The organism is Pseudomonas putida (assembly GCF_005080685.1).
Classification (GTDB): Bacteria; Pseudomonadota; Gammaproteobacteria; order Pseudomonadales; family Pseudomonadaceae; genus Aquipseudomonas; species Aquipseudomonas putida_V.
Genome location: NZ_CP039371.1, coordinates 1,175,295 through 1,191,399, shown reverse-complemented (window position 1 = coordinate 1,191,399; position 16,105 = coordinate 1,175,295). Strand labels below are relative to the sequence as shown.

At 63.0% G+C, this 16,105-nt stretch carries 13 protein-coding genes and 1 pseudogene; 8 read left to right on the top strand and 6 right to left on the bottom strand.

Annotated features, from left to right (window positions below):
* Positions 1-2: 2 nt before the first annotated feature.
* The 4 genes from E6B08_RS05810 to pcaR form a co-directional block, all read right to left on the bottom strand.
* Positions 3-1,292, bottom strand: a complete 1,290-nt coding sequence (locus E6B08_RS05810) for an MFS family transporter (RefSeq protein WP_136913145.1) — start codon at positions 1,290-1,292, stop codon at positions 3-5.
* A gap of 185 nt (positions 1,293-1,477) precedes the next feature.
* A complete protein-coding gene (gene pcaF, locus E6B08_RS05805) occupies positions 1,478-2,683 on the bottom strand; it encodes a 3-oxoadipyl-CoA thiolase (RefSeq protein ID WP_192938684.1) in 1,206 nt (401 codons plus the stop codon).
* Between the two features lie 207 nt (positions 2,684-2,890).
* Positions 2,891-4,237 carry an MFS transporter gene (locus E6B08_RS05800; protein ID WP_136913143.1) on the bottom strand — a complete coding sequence of 449 codons (1,347 nt, stop codon included), beginning with the start codon at positions 4,235-4,237 and terminating at the stop codon, positions 2,891-2,893.
* A 320-nt stretch (positions 4,238-4,557) separates the two neighbouring features.
* Complete coding sequence (gene pcaR / locus E6B08_RS05795) at positions 4,558-5,433, bottom strand: pca regulon transcriptional regulator PcaR (protein ID WP_238349287.1); 876 nt, start codon at positions 5,431-5,433, stop codon at positions 4,558-4,560.
* A 441-nt stretch (positions 5,434-5,874) separates the two neighbouring features.
* Here pcaR and E6B08_RS05785 point away from each other — a divergent pair, with 441 nt between their 5' ends.
* Positions 5,875-6,075 (top strand): hypothetical protein, encoded by a 201-nt coding sequence (locus tag E6B08_RS05785; RefSeq protein WP_136913141.1) that lies wholly within the window; start codon positions 5,875-5,877, stop codon positions 6,073-6,075.
* 302 nt (positions 6,076-6,377) lie between these two features.
* Positions 6,378-7,850, top strand: coding sequence for an inorganic phosphate transporter (locus E6B08_RS05780; protein ID WP_136913140.1), 1,473 nt, complete (start codon positions 6,378-6,380; stop codon positions 7,848-7,850).
* A 110-nt stretch (positions 7,851-7,960) separates the two neighbouring features.
* Here the strand turns inward: E6B08_RS05780 and E6B08_RS05775 are convergent, their stop codons facing one another.
* Positions 7,961-9,436, bottom strand: coding sequence for a helicase HerA-like domain-containing protein (locus E6B08_RS05775; protein ID WP_136913139.1), 1,476 nt, complete (start codon positions 9,434-9,436; stop codon positions 7,961-7,963).
* Positions 9,437-9,534: 98 nt separating this feature from the next.
* Between E6B08_RS05775 and E6B08_RS31430 the strand changes: the two are divergent.
* From E6B08_RS31430 to E6B08_RS05755, 5 genes and pseudogenes are all read left to right on the top strand, one after another.
* Positions 9,535-10,623 (top strand): annotated as a pseudogene (locus tag E6B08_RS31430) (cache domain-containing protein); the annotation flags it as partial.
* 90 nt (positions 10,624-10,713) lie between these two features.
* Positions 10,714-11,478, top strand: coding sequence for a methyl-accepting chemotaxis protein (locus E6B08_RS31425; RefSeq protein ID WP_416194386.1), 765 nt, complete (start codon positions 10,714-10,716; stop codon positions 11,476-11,478).
* 220 nt (positions 11,479-11,698) lie between these two features.
* Positions 11,699-12,820, top strand: coding sequence for a glycosyltransferase family 4 protein (locus E6B08_RS05765; RefSeq protein WP_136913137.1), 1,122 nt, complete (start codon positions 11,699-11,701; stop codon positions 12,818-12,820).
* On the top strand, positions 12,813-13,577 hold the full coding sequence (locus E6B08_RS05760; RefSeq protein WP_136913136.1) for a DUF2334 domain-containing protein: 765 nt from the start codon (positions 12,813-12,815) through the stop codon (positions 13,575-13,577). Before E6B08_RS05765 ends, E6B08_RS05760 begins: the two co-directional genes overlap by 8 nt.
* Positions 13,574-14,566 carry a lysylphosphatidylglycerol synthase transmembrane domain-containing protein gene (locus tag E6B08_RS05755; RefSeq protein WP_136913135.1) on the top strand — a complete coding sequence of 331 codons (993 nt, stop codon included), beginning with the start codon at positions 13,574-13,576 and terminating at the stop codon, positions 14,564-14,566. Before E6B08_RS05760 ends, E6B08_RS05755 begins: the two co-directional genes overlap by 4 nt.
* On the opposite strand, the gene purU is transcribed toward E6B08_RS05755, so the two are convergent.
* Positions 14,567-15,418 carry a formyltetrahydrofolate deformylase gene (purU, locus tag E6B08_RS05750; protein ID WP_136913134.1) on the bottom strand — a complete coding sequence of 284 codons (852 nt, stop codon included), beginning with the start codon at positions 15,416-15,418 and terminating at the stop codon, positions 14,567-14,569.
* Between the two features lie 296 nt (positions 15,419-15,714).
* On the opposite strand from purU, the gene mvaT reads away from it, so the two are divergent.
* Positions 15,715-16,092 (top strand): histone-like nucleoid-structuring protein MvaT, encoded by a 378-nt coding sequence (gene mvaT / locus E6B08_RS05745; protein WP_136913133.1) that lies wholly within the window; start codon positions 15,715-15,717, stop codon positions 16,090-16,092.
* The last annotated feature ends 13 nt before the right edge of the window (positions 16,093-16,105 follow it).

The window sequence follows — 16,105 nt, the reverse complement described above, 5'->3', positions numbered from 1 at the left end:
CCTTAGTCGTCATGGTGCAGGTACGCCGCCTGCTTCGGCAGGCGCAGGCTGAACAGGAAGGCGATCGCCATCATCGCGGTCACGTACCAGTAGAAGGTGTTTTCCATGCCCAGGGTCTTCAGGCCCAGGGCCACGTACTCGGCCGAACCGCCGAACATCGCGTTGGCGATGGCATAGGCCAGGCCCACGCCCAGCGCACGTACCTGCGGCGGGAACATCTCGGCCTTCACCAGGCCGCTGATCGAGGTGTAGAAACTGACGATGCACAGCGCCACGGACACCAGTACGAACGCCATGAACGGGCTGGTCACGGTCTTCAGGGCCATCAGCAGCGGCACGGTGAAGATCGTGCCGAGGGCGCCGAACAGCAGCATCGAGTTACGTCGACCGATCCGGTCGGAGAGCATGCCAAAGAACGGCTGCAGGACCATGAACAGGAACAGAGCGCCGGTCATCACGTAGCTGGCGTTCTTCGCGGTCATGCCCGCGGTGTTGACCAGATACTTCTGCATGTAGGTGGTGAAGGTGTAGAAGATCAGCGAACCACCGGCGGTATAGCCGAGCACGGTGACGAAAGCCGCCGCGTGGTTACGGAACAGGCCTTTGATGGTACCGGCGTCCTTGTCCTTGCGGGTTTCGGCGCTGCTGGTCTCGTGCAGCGAGCGGCGCAGCATCAGCGAGATCAACGCGGCGATGGCACCGACCACGAACGGAATGCGCCAGCCCCAGGCACGCAGTTCGTCCTCGGTCAGCACTTGTTGCAGGATCACCACCACCAACACCGCCAACAGTTGGCCGCCAATCAGCGTCACGTACTGGAACGAGGCGAAGAAGCCGCGCTGGCCGCGCAGCGCCACTTCACTCATGTAGGTCGCAGTGGTGCCGTATTCACCGCCCACCGACAGGCCCTGGATCAGGCGGGCGAGCAGCAGCAGTGCCGGTGCCATTGCACCGAGGGTGGCATAGGTAGGCAGGCAGGCGATCATCAGCGAGCCGAAGCACATCATCAGCACCGAGATCATCAGCGAATTCTTGCGCCCATGACGGTCGGCCAGGCGGCCGAAGATCCAGCCACCGATCGGACGCATCAGGAAGCCTGCGGCGAACACCCCGGCAGTGTTGAGCAATTGCACGGTCGGGTCGTCGGAGGGGAAGAATGCCGGGGCGAAATAGATGGCGCAGAAGGCGTAGACGTAGAAATCGAACCACTCGACCAAGTTGCCCGAGGAAGCACCGACGATGGCAAAGATGCGCTTACTGCGCTCTTCCCCGGTGTAATGAATTGAGGTCATGGGGGTTTTACTCCTAGAGGGGTTACAGGCAAGTCTAGACATACCTAGTAACACACTCGTTCCGCTTTGGGGCAGGCAATTGGCCTTGAGTCGAAGTTACCGGCCCCATCGCCGCCGAGCTGGCGCCTACAGGGTTGCGTGGTTCCCTATCGAGGCTGGCTTGGCGACGCTGAGGCCGGTAAGAGTCAAACTCGCTCGATTGCCAGTGCCAGACCCTGGCCCACACCGACGCACATGGTCGCCAGGCCTTTACGGCCGCCGCTCTTCTCCAGCTGGTGAAGCGCGGTGAGCACCAGGCGCGCGCCGCTCATGCCCAGCGGGTGGCCCAGGGCGATCGCGCCGCCATTGGGGTTCACCTGCGGCGCATCGTCGGCAACGCCCAATTCACGCAGCACCGCCAGGCCTTGGCTGGCGAACGCTTCGTTGAGTTCGATGACATCGAAATCAGCCACCGCCACGCCCAGGCGCTCGGTCAGCTTGCGCACCGCCGGCACTGGCCCGATGCCCATGACGCGCGGCGCCACACCGGCGCTGGCCATGCCCAGAACGCGTGCACGCGGGGTCAGGCCATGCTTCTTGACCGCTTCGGCCGAGGCCAGGATCAGCGCCGCAGCACCATCGTTGACGCCCGAGGCGTTGCCGGCGGTAACCGTCTTGTCCGGGCCGTTGACCGGCTTGAGCTTGGTCAACGCCTCGAGGGTGGTGTCGGGACGCAGGTGCTCGTCGCGCTCGACCACGGTCTCGCCCTTCTTGTGGACGATGCGCACCGGCACGATCTCTTCGTCGAAGAAGCCGGCAGCCTGGGCCGCGGCTGCCTTTTGCTGGCTGCGCAGGGCGAAGGCGTCCTGGTCGGCGCGCGATACCTGGTAGTCGTCGGCCACGTTATCGGCGGTTTCCGGCATAGAGTCGACGCCGTACTGCTTTTTCATCAGCGGGTTGATCAGGCGCCAGCCGATGGTGGTGTCTTCCAGCTTCATGTTGCGCGAGTAGCCGCTTTCGGCCTTGCCCATCACGAATGGCGCACGCGACATCGACTCGACGCCACCGGCGATCGCCAGCTCCATCTCGCCACTGGCGATGGCGCGGAACGCCGTGCCGATGGCGTCCATGCCCGAGGCGCACAGGCGATTGAGGGTCACGCCCGGCACGGTATCCGGCAGGCCCGCCAGCAGCAGCGCCATGCGCGCCACGTTGCGGTTGTCCTCACCGGCCTGGTTGGCGCAGCCGAAGAACACTTCGTCGAGCTGATCCCAAGCCACCTGCGGGTTGCGCTCGATCAGCGCCTTGAGCGGCACCGCCGCCAGGTCGTCGGCGCGCACGCCGGCCAGGGCGCCGCCGAAACGGCCGATCGGGGTACGGATGGCATCACAGATGAATACGTCGCGCATCAGACTTCTCCTGCCACATGGCCGTGGGCCGCGGCGGTATGGTTTTCGATCCTGGTCAGGGTCCTAAGTGGAATCCAGATTAAGGAGAGTACCGGTACTGGACAATCCGATAATCGACTATATGTGCGGTTATCGAACTGATTATTGCGTTCCTAACTACTTCCATGGCGCCTGTCGCCGGGCTGATGGCGACAGGCCTATGCCATGCAGTCAGGTCGCGTCGGCGTGGCTGACCAGCCCCTTGACGATCACGCCCACCGTGGCCAGCGCCGCCGGCACCAGCAAGGCAGTCAGCACCTGCTCGAAGTTCCAGCCCAGGCCCAGCAGGGTTGCACCGCTCCAGGCGCCGAGGATCGCGCCGAAACGGCCGATACCGAGCATCCACGATACCCCCGTGGCCCGGCCTTGGGTCGGATAGAAGCGTGCGGCCAGCGAAGGCATGGCCGACTGCGCGCCGTTGACGCACATGCCCGCGATCAGCACAAGGGTGGCGAGCAGGGTGATGTTGCCCAGACTCTGGCCCACGGCGTAGGCGAATACCCCAGCCAGCAGGTAGAAGAGGCCGATGACCTTGTGCGGGTTGTAGCGGTCCATGGCCCAGCCGACGATCACCGCACTGAGCACCCCGCCGAACTGGAACAACGCGCCGATGAACGCTGCCTGCTCCATGCTCGCGCCGCTGTCACGCATCAGCGTCGGCAGCCAGCTGGTGAGCAGGTAGACGATGACCAGGCCCATGAAGTAGGTCAACCACAGCAGCAAGGTACCCACGCCGTAGGTGCCCGAGAAGATCACCGCGAACACGTTGCGAGCTGCCACCGCCTTCTGCTCCGGCACGCTGAAGCTACCGGCCTGGGCCACCACTTCGGGCGCGATGGGCGCCAGCGTCTTGCGCACCTTCTCGGTGCCGCGGTTGCGGACCACCAAAAAGCGCGCCGACTCCGGCAGCCACACCATGAGCACCACCACCAGCAGCAGCGGCAGCACACCACCGATCACCAGCAGGCTGTGCCAGCCATAGGCCGGGATCATCTTCGCCGAAAGGAAACCGCCACCGGCCATGCCCAGGTTGAAACCACAGAACATGCTGGTCACCAGCAGCGACTTGAGGCGCTCCGGGGTGTATTCGGACAGCAGGGTGGTGGCATTGGGCATGCCTGCCCCCAGCCCCAGGCCAGTCAGCAGGCGCAGCACCAGCAACTGGTCGACATTGGTCGCGTAGGCCGAGGCCAGGCTGAAACCACCGAACACCAATACCGCGCCCACCAGCACCACCTTGCGACCGAACCGGTCGGCCAGCGGCCCCGAACCGAGGGCGCCGAACACCATGCCGATGAGCGCCGCGCTCATCACCGGGCCGAGGCTGGCACGGTCGATACCCCATTCCTGGGACAAGGCCGGTGCGATGAAGCCCATGGCCGCCGTGTCGAGGCCGTCGAGGAAGACAATCAGGAAGCAGAGGATCACGACTCGCCATTGATAAGCGGAGAGTGGCTGCTGGTTGATGAAAGTTTGAACGTCGAGGCAATTGCCGACAGTGGTTTGCGGTTTGTTCATTGTTGTTATCCAGATGTAGGGCACAGGCACGTCACTGCACATGGGCGATAGGCGCAGTTTCGGTAAGCAAATGAAGGTGGCCTGGGTCAGCCTGGATAAAACAGATCTGCGCACGGGTGCGGCCGTGGCAGGCGTGGGACAGTAATCATGCTGTGTGCCTCTGATGTTTTTCTTGTCCGGTCGGCACAGCCGACCGCTGCCAAGACATTAATCAGCGACTGGAGAGCGCGCAATTCGCCTGGGACGACACTGTGCGTTTATCGCACAGGAATGGCGCATGAGAGGTCGATAATGGGGCCGCGCCGGGCCCCTTCCCTGAATCAGCCAAACAGTTGGTGGCAGAGGTCGCGGCTGGCCGCCAGCAGAATCGGCAGGAAGCGCTGCTCCAGCTCGCTGCGGCTCACCCGGCCGACATGGGTGCTGACGTTGAGCGCCGCCAGTACCTGCCCGGAGGCGTCATAGATCGGCACGGCGATCGAGCGCAGGCCCTGCTCCAGCTCCTGGTCGACCACGCACCAGCCCTGCTCGCGCACTTGCTGGATACAGGCGAACAGCGATTCGGCGTCGTGCAGCGTGCGACTGGTGCGCGCCTTGAGGTCGGCCCGTTCCAGGTATTCGCGCAGGCTGGTGTCGTCCAGTGCCGCCAGCAGGATACGCCCCATGGAGGTGCAGTACGCCGGCAGCCGTCCGCCTACCGACAGGTCGACCGAGATCAGCCGCTCGACCGTGGCCGAACGCGCGATATATAGAATGTCGTCGCCTTCCAGCGTGGCCATGTTGGCCGCTTCGTGCAGTTTGTCGCTGATGCGGTCCAGATAAGGCTGGGCAGACACCGCCAGCGGTGTCGACGACAGGTAGGCGTGGCCCAGGGTGAGCACCTTGGGCAGCAACGAATAGGTGCGGCCGTCGGTGGTGGCGTAGCCGAGCTTGATCAGTGTATGCAAGCACCGCCGCACGGCAGCGCGGGGAATTTCCGTGCGGTGGCTGATCTGGGCGATGGTCAGGTGACGCTTGCGCTCCTGGAAGGCCTGGATCACTGCCAGGCCTCGGGCCAGGGAGGTCATGAAGTCCGGATCGCCGGTGAAAGCCTGGATACGCTTGGCCGGCGAGGCCACGATCGGCGGCGCCAGGGCTGGAGCAGCAGCGCGCCCCGGCTCGGTGTTGGCGGTCTCGACGGCCTGGGTTTCGTCGTTCATCGGTCACCTCAAAAAAATCGCTGGTTCGTGCGATTATCGAACGAACGGCCGATAATCGCAATTGACCGCTGCCACATTTGCTTATACCTTGCTCATGCCACATGTGGCTTCTTTGGAGAGACTGGTCAGGTACCCACCGTAGAAGTCCCCAGGCAACGGCCTCGCCTCGTGCGGGGCCGTTTTTATTTGTGCCTGCGCGTTTGCGAACTTTTCCAGCTCAACCTTTTCAAACTTGGTATGAGCACATGGATACACTTCCCCCGCTCTCGAACACTATGTCACGCCGGGTCAACATTGGGTAAAGATGCCTGCCGGGTGTTTGCTCGATTGCTATAATCTCCGCGACTGGCTGGATACCGCACCGGAAATGGCGCAATGCCTATCTGGCACTTTCCTGCGCACGCCAGGCGAACGACCCTTCAACTTGAATCAGGTACTACTGTGACGAAAGACGAACTGCGCGCCGAACTCGAGCGCCAGGCTGAACGTTACAAGGAAGTTTACGGTGGCGAAGTCACCACCTATGCCGCTCAACCGGATCCCGAGCGTAAACCATGGCGCAAACGCGCCAGCATCCGTGACCAGGCCTTCAACGAAGAGCTGGAGAAAATGGAAAAGGAACTGCGCAGCGACGGCGCTTGATCCTGATGGTCTGCTCGCCCGCGTCGTCCGAGGCGGGCCGATCTTTACCGCCAGGCTGAAGATGAAATGGAATTACACAAATTTCATACATTCGTTTGAATTCATGAGTACTCGAAAAATACCCTGTATTTTCTGATTTTTTCTAGACGTTAGCCGAATTTAACCAGCTTTTCCTAAGCTTCCGCTTCGCTTCGCCGGTGCGAGAAGCCGTTTGCAGGATTGCCATCGGTCAGTAGCGGGTGCATCGATTGCCAAGGTTTTCTGGCATAATCCGGCCCCCCTATGACCGCCAGACAACCTTCATGATCGATTTATTCAGCGGACTGGATGCCTGGGTATTGGTGAGCCTGCTGCTCGCCCTGACCTTCGTGCTCGCATTCGAGTTCATCAATGGCTTTCATGACACCGCAAACGCGGTAGCCACCGTCATCTATACCAAAGCCATGCCACCGCACCTGGCCGTATTCTTCTCCGGGGTGTTCAACTTCCTCGGCGTGCTGCTGGGCGGCGTCGGGGTGGCCTATGCCATCGTGCACCTGCTGCCGGTCGAGCTGCTGATCAATGTGAACACCGGCCATGGCCTGGCCATGGTGTTCTCCTTGCTGGCCGCTGCCATCACCTGGAACCTGGGCACCTGGTACTTCGGCATTCCCGCCTCCAGCTCGCACACGCTGATCGGCTCGATCCTCGGCGTTGGTCTGGCCAACGCCTTGATCAACGGCATCCCGTTGGGTGACGGGGTCAACTGGCAGAAGGCGATCGACATCGGCCTGTCGCTGGTGGTCTCGCCTTTGGCCGGCTTCGCCGTGGCCGCGCTGGTGCTGATCGGGCTGAAATGGTGGCGCCCGCTGTCGAAGATGCACAAGACGCCGGAACAGCGTCGCAAGCTCGACGACAAGAAGCACCCACCCTTCTGGAACCGTCTGGTACTGGTGATTTCGGCAATGGGCGTGAGCTTCGTGCACGGCTCCAACGATGGCCAGAAAGGCATCGGCCTGATCATGCTGGTGCTGATCGGTATCGTCCCGGCCAAGTTCGTGCTCGACCTCAACAGCACCACCTACCAGATCGAGCGTACCCGCGACGCCACCCTGCACATGAGCCAGTTCTACCAGCGCAACGAAGCGACGCTGGGCGAATTCCTGGCCCTGGGCAAGGCCAAGTCCGGCGACCTGCCAGCGCAGTTCAGTTGCAACCCGCAGCAGACCGAACCGACCATCGCCGCCCTGCAGACCTCGCTCAAGGGCGTGACCGACTACCACGACCTGGACGCCGACAAGCGTGTGGAAGTGCGTCGTTACCTGCTGTGCCTGGATGACACCGCGAAGAAGGTCGGCAAACTGCCAGGCCTGGACGCACGCGAGAAGTCCGACCTCGAGAAGCTGCGCAAGGACCTGACCGCCACCACCGAATACGCACCGTTCTGGGTGATCGTCGCCGTCGCACTGGCCCTGGGCCTGGGCACCATGGTCGGCTGGAAGCGCGTGGTCCTGACCGTTGGCGAGAAGATCGGCAAACAGGGCATGACGTACGCCCAGGGCATGTCGGCGCAGATCACCGCAGCCTGCGCCATCGGCATGGCCAACGTGTTCAGCCTGCCTGTGTCGACGACCCACGTACTGTCGTCCGGCGTGGCCGGCACCATGGTCGCCAACAAGAGTGGCCTGCAAGGCGGCACTGTGAAGACCATCCTGTTGGCCTGGGTACTGACCCTGCCAGCCTCGATGGGCCTGGCGGCCGGGCTGTTCTGGCTGGCGTCCAAGGCGCTGGCCTGAGTGATGCTGCTGTGAAAAAGGCGCCTTCGCAGGCGCCTTTTTCGTGAGTGTCGTATCTGTCTGGGCCTCATCGCCGGCAAGCCGGCTCCTACAGGCAATGCAGCGTCGCGTTACCTTTTCTTCTTGCCCAGCAACGACCCCATCAAACCGCGCACCAACTGGCGCCCCAACTGGTTCGCGGCCTGGCGCACCGCTGACTTGATCGCCTGCCCCGCCGCGCTCTGCAGGAAATCCCCGGCCTTGTCGGCCAGGCTTTCCTCGTCCGCCTTGGGCACCGGGGCCGGCTCCACCGGCTCACCCTTGCGTTGGGTCAGCATTTCATACGCCGATTCGCGATCGACCGGCTTGTCATAGCGCCCGAGCAATGGCGACGAGGCGATCAGGGCGCTGCGCTCGGCCGCGGTCAGTGGACCTATCCGCGATTGTGGAGGTGCCACCAATACCCGCTGGACCATCGCCGGGGTGCCCTTTTCCTCCAGCGTGCCGACCAGCGCCTCGCCAATGCCCAGTTCGGTGAGCACCGAGAGGGTATTGAAGGCCGGATTGGGGCGGAAACCATCAGCCACGGCGCGCAACGACTTCTGCTCCTTGGCGGTGAAGGCGCGCAGCCCATGCTGGATACGCAGGCCCAACTGAGCCAGCACGGCATCGGGCAGGTCACCCGGCGACTGGGTCACGAAGTACACCCCCACCCCTTTCGAGCGAATCAGCCGCACCACCTGCTCGAGGCGGTCCTGCAGGGCCTTGGGCGTGCCGTTGAACAGCAAATGGGCCTCGTCGAAAAACAGCGCCAGCACCGGTTTGTCGGCATCGCCACGCTCGGGCAACTGCTCGAACAACTCCGCCAGCAGCCATAGCAGGAACGTCGCGTAGACTTTCGGCGCCTCGTGCACCAGGCGGCTGGCATCGAGCAGGTGAATCCGGCCGCGGCCGTCCGTCTCGACCCGCAACAGGTCTTCGAGCTGCAGTGCCGGCTCACCGAACAGCGCCTCGGCGCCCTGCTGCTCCAACGTCGCCAGGCGTCGCAGCAGGGCCTGGGTCGAGGCGCCGGTCATCAGCGCGCTGTCCTCGCCAAGCAACTGCGGGTTGTCCTTGAGGTGGCTCAGCAACGCCTTGAGGTCCTTGAGGTCGAGCAGCAGCAACCCCTCGCGATCCGCCACCTTGAACGCGGCGTACAACGCCGCTTGCTGGCTGTCTGTCAGTTCCAGCAGGTTGCCCAGCAACAAGGGCCCCATGTCGGTAAGGGTGGTGCGCAGCGGGTGGCCGGACTGACCGGCAATGTCCCACAGGCTGACCGGGTAGGCCTTGGGCACATGCCCCAACCACGGCATGCCGGCAATGCGCTCAGCCACCTTGCCCTGGGGTGCGCCCGCCGCGCCGAGGCCACACAGGTCACCCTTCACATCAGCAGCGAAGACGGCCACGCCGGCATCGCTGAACACCTCGGCCAGGTGCTGCAGGGTGACGGTCTTGCCGGTCCCGGTGGCACCGGCGACCAGCCCGTGGCGGTTGGCCAGGCGCATGGCCTGGCCGACTGGCTGACCGTCCTGGCCGGCCCCTACCACTATCTGCGAAGTATCCGTCATCTTGTTTCATCCTCTGTTCAAGCTTTGCAGCCCAGTGGCCGATATCTACGGTGAGATTCGCGTGAAAGACAGTAACAACCCTAAAAGGACTTAGCGGGATGTTGCACTGTTTGGCAGCTATTTGCGTGCGAACACCCGATTTAAACCTTAGCGGAACCGATTACGCCATGAACAGAAGCCTTCGATTCAGCCACAAGATTCTTTTAGCAGCCTCGCTGATCGTGATACTCGCTTTCAGCCTATTCACACTCTACAACGACTATCTCCAGCGTAATGCGATCAGGGCCAACCTGGAAAACTATCTCTCCGAGATGGGCGAATCGACGTCTACCACTATTCGTAACCTGTTCGATGGCCGTATCAAACTGGTGGAAAACCTGGCGCAGAACATCGCCCAGTCGCCCGCCACGGCCGAAACCCTGATGGGCCAGAGCGCCCTGACCTCGAGCTTCCTTACCGTGTACCTGGGCAAGGTCGACGGCGGCTTCAGCGTGCGCCCGGATGCGACCATGCCCGACGGCTACGACCCACGTACCCGACCCTGGTACAAGGATGGCATGAACGCCACTGGCGTCATGCTCACCGAACCCTACATCGACATGACCACCAACAAGATGGTCATCGGCATCATCGACAAGGTGTCGTCCAGCGTCGGCGTGGTCGGTGGCGACCTGGCCCTCGATGGCCTGGTGCAGATCATCAACTCGCTGAACTTCGGCGGCATGGGCTATGCCTTCCTGGTCAACGACCAAGGCAAGATCCTGGTACACCCGGACCAGACCCTGGTGATGAAGTCGCTGTCGGACCTGTTCCCGAACAACCCGCCGAGGCTGACCAGCGACCTGACCGAAGTCGAGACCGATGGCCAAGCCCGCCTGCTGACCTTCACCCCGATCAAGGGCCTGCCCTCGGCCAACTGGTACATCGGCCTGTCGGTGGACAAGGACAAGGCCTTCACCATGCTCAGCACCTTCCGCACCTCGGCGGTGATCGCCACGGTGGTCGCAGTGGTGATCATCATCGCCCTGCTCGGCCTGCTGATCCGTGTGCTGATGCAGCCACTGCACACCATGACCCGCGCCATGGAGAACATCGCCGAAGGCGAAGGTGACCTGACCCGCCGCCTGGCCATCCACAATCACGACGAGTTCGGCATCCTCGGCGCTGCCTTCAACCGCTTCGTCGAACGGATCCACGAATCGATCCGCGAAGTGTCGTCGGCCACCGAGCAGGTCAACGAAGTGGCCCTGCGGGTGATCAGCGCCTCGAACTCGTCGATGAGCAACTCCGACGAGCAGTCCAACCGCACCAACAGCGTCGCCGCCGCCATCAACGAACTGGGCGCCGCCGCCCAGGAAATCGCCGGCAACGCCGCCCAGGCCTCGCAACACGCAAGCTCGGCGCGTCTGCTCGCCGAAGAGGGCCAGCAGGTAGTGGAGCGCAACATCGACGCGATGAATCGCTTGTCGGACCTGATCGTCACCTCCAGCGCGCACATCGAGACCCTCAACAGCAAGACCGTGAACATCGGCCAGATCCTCGAAGTGATCACCAGCATTTCCCAGCAGACCAACCTGCTGGCGCTCAACGCTGCGATCGAGGCGGCGCGCGCCGGTGAAGCCGGCCGCGGCTTCGCTGTGGTCGCCGATGAAGTACGCAACCTGGCGCACCGCACCCAGGAGTCGGCGCAACAGGTGCAGACCATGATCGAGGAGCTGCAGGTCGGCGCCCGCGAGTCGGTCGAGACCATGGGCCAGAGCCAGCGCCACAGCCAGGACAGCATGGAAATCGCCAACCAGGCCGGCGAGCGCCTGGACAGCGTGACCGTGCGCATCGGCGAGATCGATGGCATGAACCAGTCGGTTGCCACTGCCACCGAGGAGCAGACCGCCGTGGTCGATTCGATCAACATGGACATCAACGAAATCAACATGCTCAACCAGGAAGGCGTCGAGAACCTGCAAGCGACGTTGCGCGCGTGTTCGGACCTTGAACAGCAGGCAACCCGACTGAAGCAGCTGGTGGGAAGCTTCCGGATTTAACCGACAGACCGCGCCGCCTTTTCGCAGGTAAACCCACGCCTGCAGGAATCGTACGACCCCAGGGATTTCGATCATCCTGCAGGCGTGGTTTACCCGCGAAGCATCTCCCACCCCATCCAAGCCCGATCGAACAAACTATCCTTCAGGTAGGTCAACTTCTAGGTGCGTCATCGCCGGCGGGTTACAGCCGGATGACAGACCCGAAGACGATCCTGGAGGGATGCTGATCGTGCACATCGCCGACATCACCATGTTCTACGCCCCGGCCAGTGGCGGCGTACGTACCTATCTTGATGCCAAACACCACCGTCTCGACGCCATCCCAGGCGTAAGCCACAGCCTGTTGATCCCCGGTCGCAACGCCTGTCATGAAAACGGCGTCTACCAGGTACCCGCCCCACCGCTGCCTTTCGGCAAGGGCTATCGCTTTCCGGTCCGCCTCGCGCCGTGGTGCAATGTGCTGCGACGACTACAGCCCGACCTGATCGAAGTCGGCGACCCCTACCTGACCGCCTGGGCCGCGCTGGAAGCACGGCGCAAGCTGGATGTGCCGGTGATCGGCTTCTATCACTCCGACCTGCCGCTGTTGGTGAGCAACCGCATGGGTAACTGGTTCACGCCGAACGTCGAGGCGTATGTCAGCAAGCTCTACGGCAACTTCGACCGGGTCCTGGCGCCCAGCCAGGTCATGGCCGACAAGCTGCGCCGCCTTGGCGTGCGCGATGTACACGTGCAGCGCTTGGGTGTCGACCTGGCCACCTTCCACCCCGAGCATCGCGATCCGCAGCTACGCGCCGAGCTCGGCATCCCCGACACCAGCCGGCTGCTGATCTATGCCGGGCGCGGCTCACGCGAGAAGAACCTGCCAGTGCTGCTCGCATGCATGCAGCGTCTGGGCCGCCCCTATCACTTGCTGCTGGTAGGCTCGAACATGCCGGCCGCAGTGCCCGACAACGTCAGCGTGATCGACCACTTCTGCCCACCCCATGAAGTGGCCCGATTGATGGCCAGCGCCGACCTGCTGGTACACGCTGGCGACCAGGAAACCTTTGGCCTGGTGATCCTCGAAGCGATGGCCAGTGCCACGCCAGTGGTTGCGGTGCGTGCAGGTGCCTTTGGCGAGTTGGTCAACGAGCAGTGCGGTCGCCTGTGCCGGGCCAACGATGCCCAGGCCATGGCCCACGCCGTGCGCGAGGCGTTCGAAGCCGGTGTACGCAAGTTGGGCATGCAGGCCCGCCGCCACGTCGAGCAGCATTACTCGTGGGATACCGTGGTCAGTGGCCTGCTGCAACACTACCAGGCGGTGCTTGGCCACCAGCCACAGGTGCGCGCCCATGGTTGAAAACGGTACCGCCCCGCGCAGCCTGATGCTGGTGCTGCACGATATGGCGCCTGAGACCTGGCCGGACTACCAGCCGTTCGTCGAGGCCGTCGATGCCCTGGGTAACGTGCCGATGACCTGCCTGGTGGTGCCGGACTTTCACCACCGCAACGCGTTGGCCGGAGCCCCCGATTTCTGCCGTTTGCTGGAACAGCGCCTGGCACGGGGCGACGAACTGGCCCTGCATGGCTTCTACCATGCCGACGATGGCCCCCCGGCGCGCAGCCCCAGAGAATTCTTCATGCGCCGTGTGTACACCCACGAAGGCGAATTCTTCACCCTCGACCAAGCCCAGGCCCTGCAACGCCTGGAGGCAGGGCTGGCGGTTTTCCAGCAGCAGGGTTGGCCGGTCCATGGCTTCGTCGCACCGGCCTGGCTGATGAGCGAGGGTACCCGCCAGGCCTTGCGCCGCCTTCCACTGCGCTACACGAGCACACCACAGCATCTCTATCGACTGCCGGAGTTCACCGCCATCGACGCCCCCGGCCTGGTGTGGAGCGCCCGTAGCGCCTGGCGCCGCGGACTGTCCAAGGTACTCTGCGAGTGGCAGCGCAAGCGCTGGCGCGAGGCCGCTACCCTGCGCCTGGGTCTGCACCCGGTGGACATGCGCCACCACAGCTCGCGGCAGTACTGGCTCGATACCCTCGAAACCCTGCTGAACCAAGGCCGCGAACCTTTGACCAAGGCCGCCTGGCTGCAGCGCCAGGCAAGCGCATGAACCGCTTGGGCTGGCTGGGCCTGGCCCTGCTGTTCGCCATGCTGGTGCCGGCCCTGCTCGGCGGCGACGAGTTGTTGCCACGGCTCAAGGCATTCGACGGCGGTCTGCTCACGAGCCTGCTGGGGATGATCCTGTTGTGCTGGGTGATCAACGCCGTGCGCCTACGCCTCTTGCTCGGCCAGCACGGCGCCCAACTAGGCCGGGTGCGCAGTCTAGGCGTGGTAATGGCCACCGAATTCGCCATCTGCACCACACCCGGCGGCAGCGGTGGGCCGCTGACCCTGATGGCCTTGCTGGCCCGCGACCGCATCGGCCCTGCGCGCAGTGGCGCGGTGTTCGCCATGGATCAGCTCAACGATCTGGTGTTCTTCTTCTGCGCGATGCTGGCGATTGCCGGGTACGCCCTGTTCCACAGCCTGGGACGCAGCCAGCAGGGCATGCTGCTAGGCAGCGCGATGCTGTTGTGCTCGGCACTGGCGGTGATCATCGTCCTGTTGCGCTATCGCCACGGCGTGATGCGTTTCAACGGTCAGCTGTTGCGCAAGCTTGGCATGTCGCCCCGGCGCAGGCTGCGCTGGGCACGCAAGCTGCTGCGCTTCATCGGCGCCCTGGCGCAGACCTGGCGGCTGCCCAAGCGCACCCTGGCATTGGTGTTCGCCCTCACCTGCGCGCACTGGAGCCTGCGCTACAGCGTGCTGTACCTGGTATTGCGCGGCTTGGGAGTGGAACTTGCGTGGATTCCCAGTTTCCTGGTGCAGATGCTGTCGCTGAGCGCGGGCCAGTTCAGCCTGTTGCCAGGCGGTGCAGGGGCCGCCGAGTTGACCTCGGCCAGCCTGCTCGCGCCGCTGGTCGGCAGCTCGACGGCGGCTGCGGCGATCCTGATCTGGCGCGCCGTCACCTACTACTTCTACCTGTTGGCCGGTGGGCCGGTGTTCGTCTGCCTGGTGGCGCGTCCACTGCTGGAGCGCCGCAGGCGACAGGCAGGTTGATCAGTCGAACACCACGGTCTTGTTGCCGTGCACCAGCACGCGGTCCTCCAGGTGATAACGCAGGCCGCGGGCCAGCACCATCTTCTCGACATCACGGCCGAAGCGCACCATGTCCTCAATGCTGTCGGCATGGTTCACACGTACCACATCCTGCTCGATGATCGGGCCCGCATCCAGTTCCTCGGTGACGTAGTGGCAGGTCGCGCCGATCAACTTGACGCCCCGCAGCGCCGCCTGGTGATAAGGCTTGGCACCCACGAACGACGGCAGGAAGCTGTGGTGGATGTTGATGACTTTTTCCGCGTAGTCCTGGCACAGCTGTGGCGGCAGGATTTGCATGTAGCGGGCCAGTACCACGACATCGGCGCCATGCTCCTGGACCAGGCGCGACACTTCGGCGAAGGCTGGTGCCTTGTCCTTCGGGTCGACCGGCACGTGGAAGAACGGGATACCGTGCCACTCCACCATGCTGCGCAGGTCGTTGTGGTTGGAGATCACGCACGGGATCTCGCAGTCCAGCTCATCGGTGTGCCAGCGGTGCAGCAGGTCGGCCAGGCAGTGGGACTCGCGGCTGGCCATCAGCACCACGCGCTTCTTTTGTGCCGAATCGGTGATGCGCCAGGTCATGGAGAACTCTTCGGCGATCGGCGCAAAGGCTTCACGGAAGGCCTCGATACCGAACGGCAGAGATTCGGCGCGGATTTCATGGCGCATGAAGAACCAACCACTCTGTTCATCCGAGTGGTGGCTGGCTTCGTTGATCCAGCCATTGTACAGGGCCAGGAAATTACTGACTTTCGCCACGATGCCAACACGGTCGGGGCAGGCGATCACCAGACGATAGGTGCGCATGAATGAAACTCCAGAACTTCGCAAAGGCGCCCATTCTAGCGGCCTGCAGTGAAAAACGCAGTAATCATTGCGCCGAGCGGCCGTGCTCGACAGCCGCTGCGTCATCCCGCGACGGCGTCACAGCATCTGTTACGAGACATGACGAATTGTAGGACCCAAAGTAAATTTTTCTTAACCTGGGAAATATGTTGTTTCCTAGTAGTTAAGAGGATTGCGCTTATTTATATGTTTACTTGAGAGTATGGCCTGTCTATTATTGGCCTCACATTTCCCGAACTCGCACTAAGGACCACTCCATGTCCCTGATCAACGAATACCGCGCCACCGAAGAAGCCATCAAGGAACTTCAGGCCCGCCTGGCCAACCTGTCGCAGGATGACAAGCTGAAAAAAGAACTGGAGTTCGAAGGCAAACTGCGTGCGCTGATGGGTGAATATTCCAAGTCGCTGCGCGACGTGATTGCCCTGCTCGACCCAGAATCGAAACTGAGCAAGGCCCCACGTGGCGCCAGCAAACCTGCCACCACCAAGCGTGCGCGCAAGGTCAAGCAATACAAGAACCCGCACAACGGTGAAGTGATCGAAACCAAGGGCGGCAACCACAAGACCCTGAAAGAGTGGAAAGCCAAATGGGGTGGCGACGTGGTTGAAAGCTGGGCGACCCTGCTGGACTGATAGCAGTCCGCGA

Excerpts from the sequence above, each read along its gene's own strand:
- mvaT (WP_136913133.1), top strand. The coding sequence starts at position 15,715 with ATGTCCCTGATCAACGAATACCGCGCCACCGAAGAAGCCATCAAGGAA.
- E6B08_RS05755 (WP_136913135.1), top strand. The coding sequence starts at position 13,574 with ATGAACCGCTTGGGCTGGCTGGGCCTGGCCCTGCTGTTCGCCATGCTG.
- E6B08_RS05775 (WP_136913139.1), bottom strand. The coding sequence starts at position 9,436 with ATGACGGATACTTCGCAGATAGTGGTAGGGGCCGGCCAGGACGGTCAG.
- E6B08_RS05780 (WP_136913140.1), top strand. The coding sequence starts at position 6,378 with ATGATCGATTTATTCAGCGGACTGGATGCCTGGGTATTGGTGAGCCTG.
- purU (WP_136913134.1), bottom strand. The coding sequence starts at position 15,418 with ATGCGCACCTATCGTCTGGTGATCGCCTGCCCCGACCGTGTTGGCATC.
- E6B08_RS05765 (WP_136913137.1), top strand. The coding sequence starts at position 11,699 with ATGCTGATCGTGCACATCGCCGACATCACCATGTTCTACGCCCCGGCC.
- E6B08_RS05800 (WP_136913143.1), bottom strand. The coding sequence starts at position 4,237 with ATGAACAAACCGCAAACCACTGTCGGCAATTGCCTCGACGTTCAAACT.
- pcaR (WP_238349287.1), bottom strand. The coding sequence starts at position 5,433 with ATGAACGACGAAACCCAGGCCGTCGAGACCGCCAACACCGAGCCGGGG.
- E6B08_RS31425 (WP_416194386.1), top strand. The coding sequence starts at position 10,714 with ATGAGCAACTCCGACGAGCAGTCCAACCGCACCAACAGCGTCGCCGCC.
- E6B08_RS05760 (WP_136913136.1), top strand. The coding sequence starts at position 12,813 with ATGGTTGAAAACGGTACCGCCCCGCGCAGCCTGATGCTGGTGCTGCAC.
- E6B08_RS05810 (WP_136913145.1), bottom strand. The coding sequence starts at position 1,292 with ATGACCTCAATTCATTACACCGGGGAAGAGCGCAGTAAGCGCATCTTT.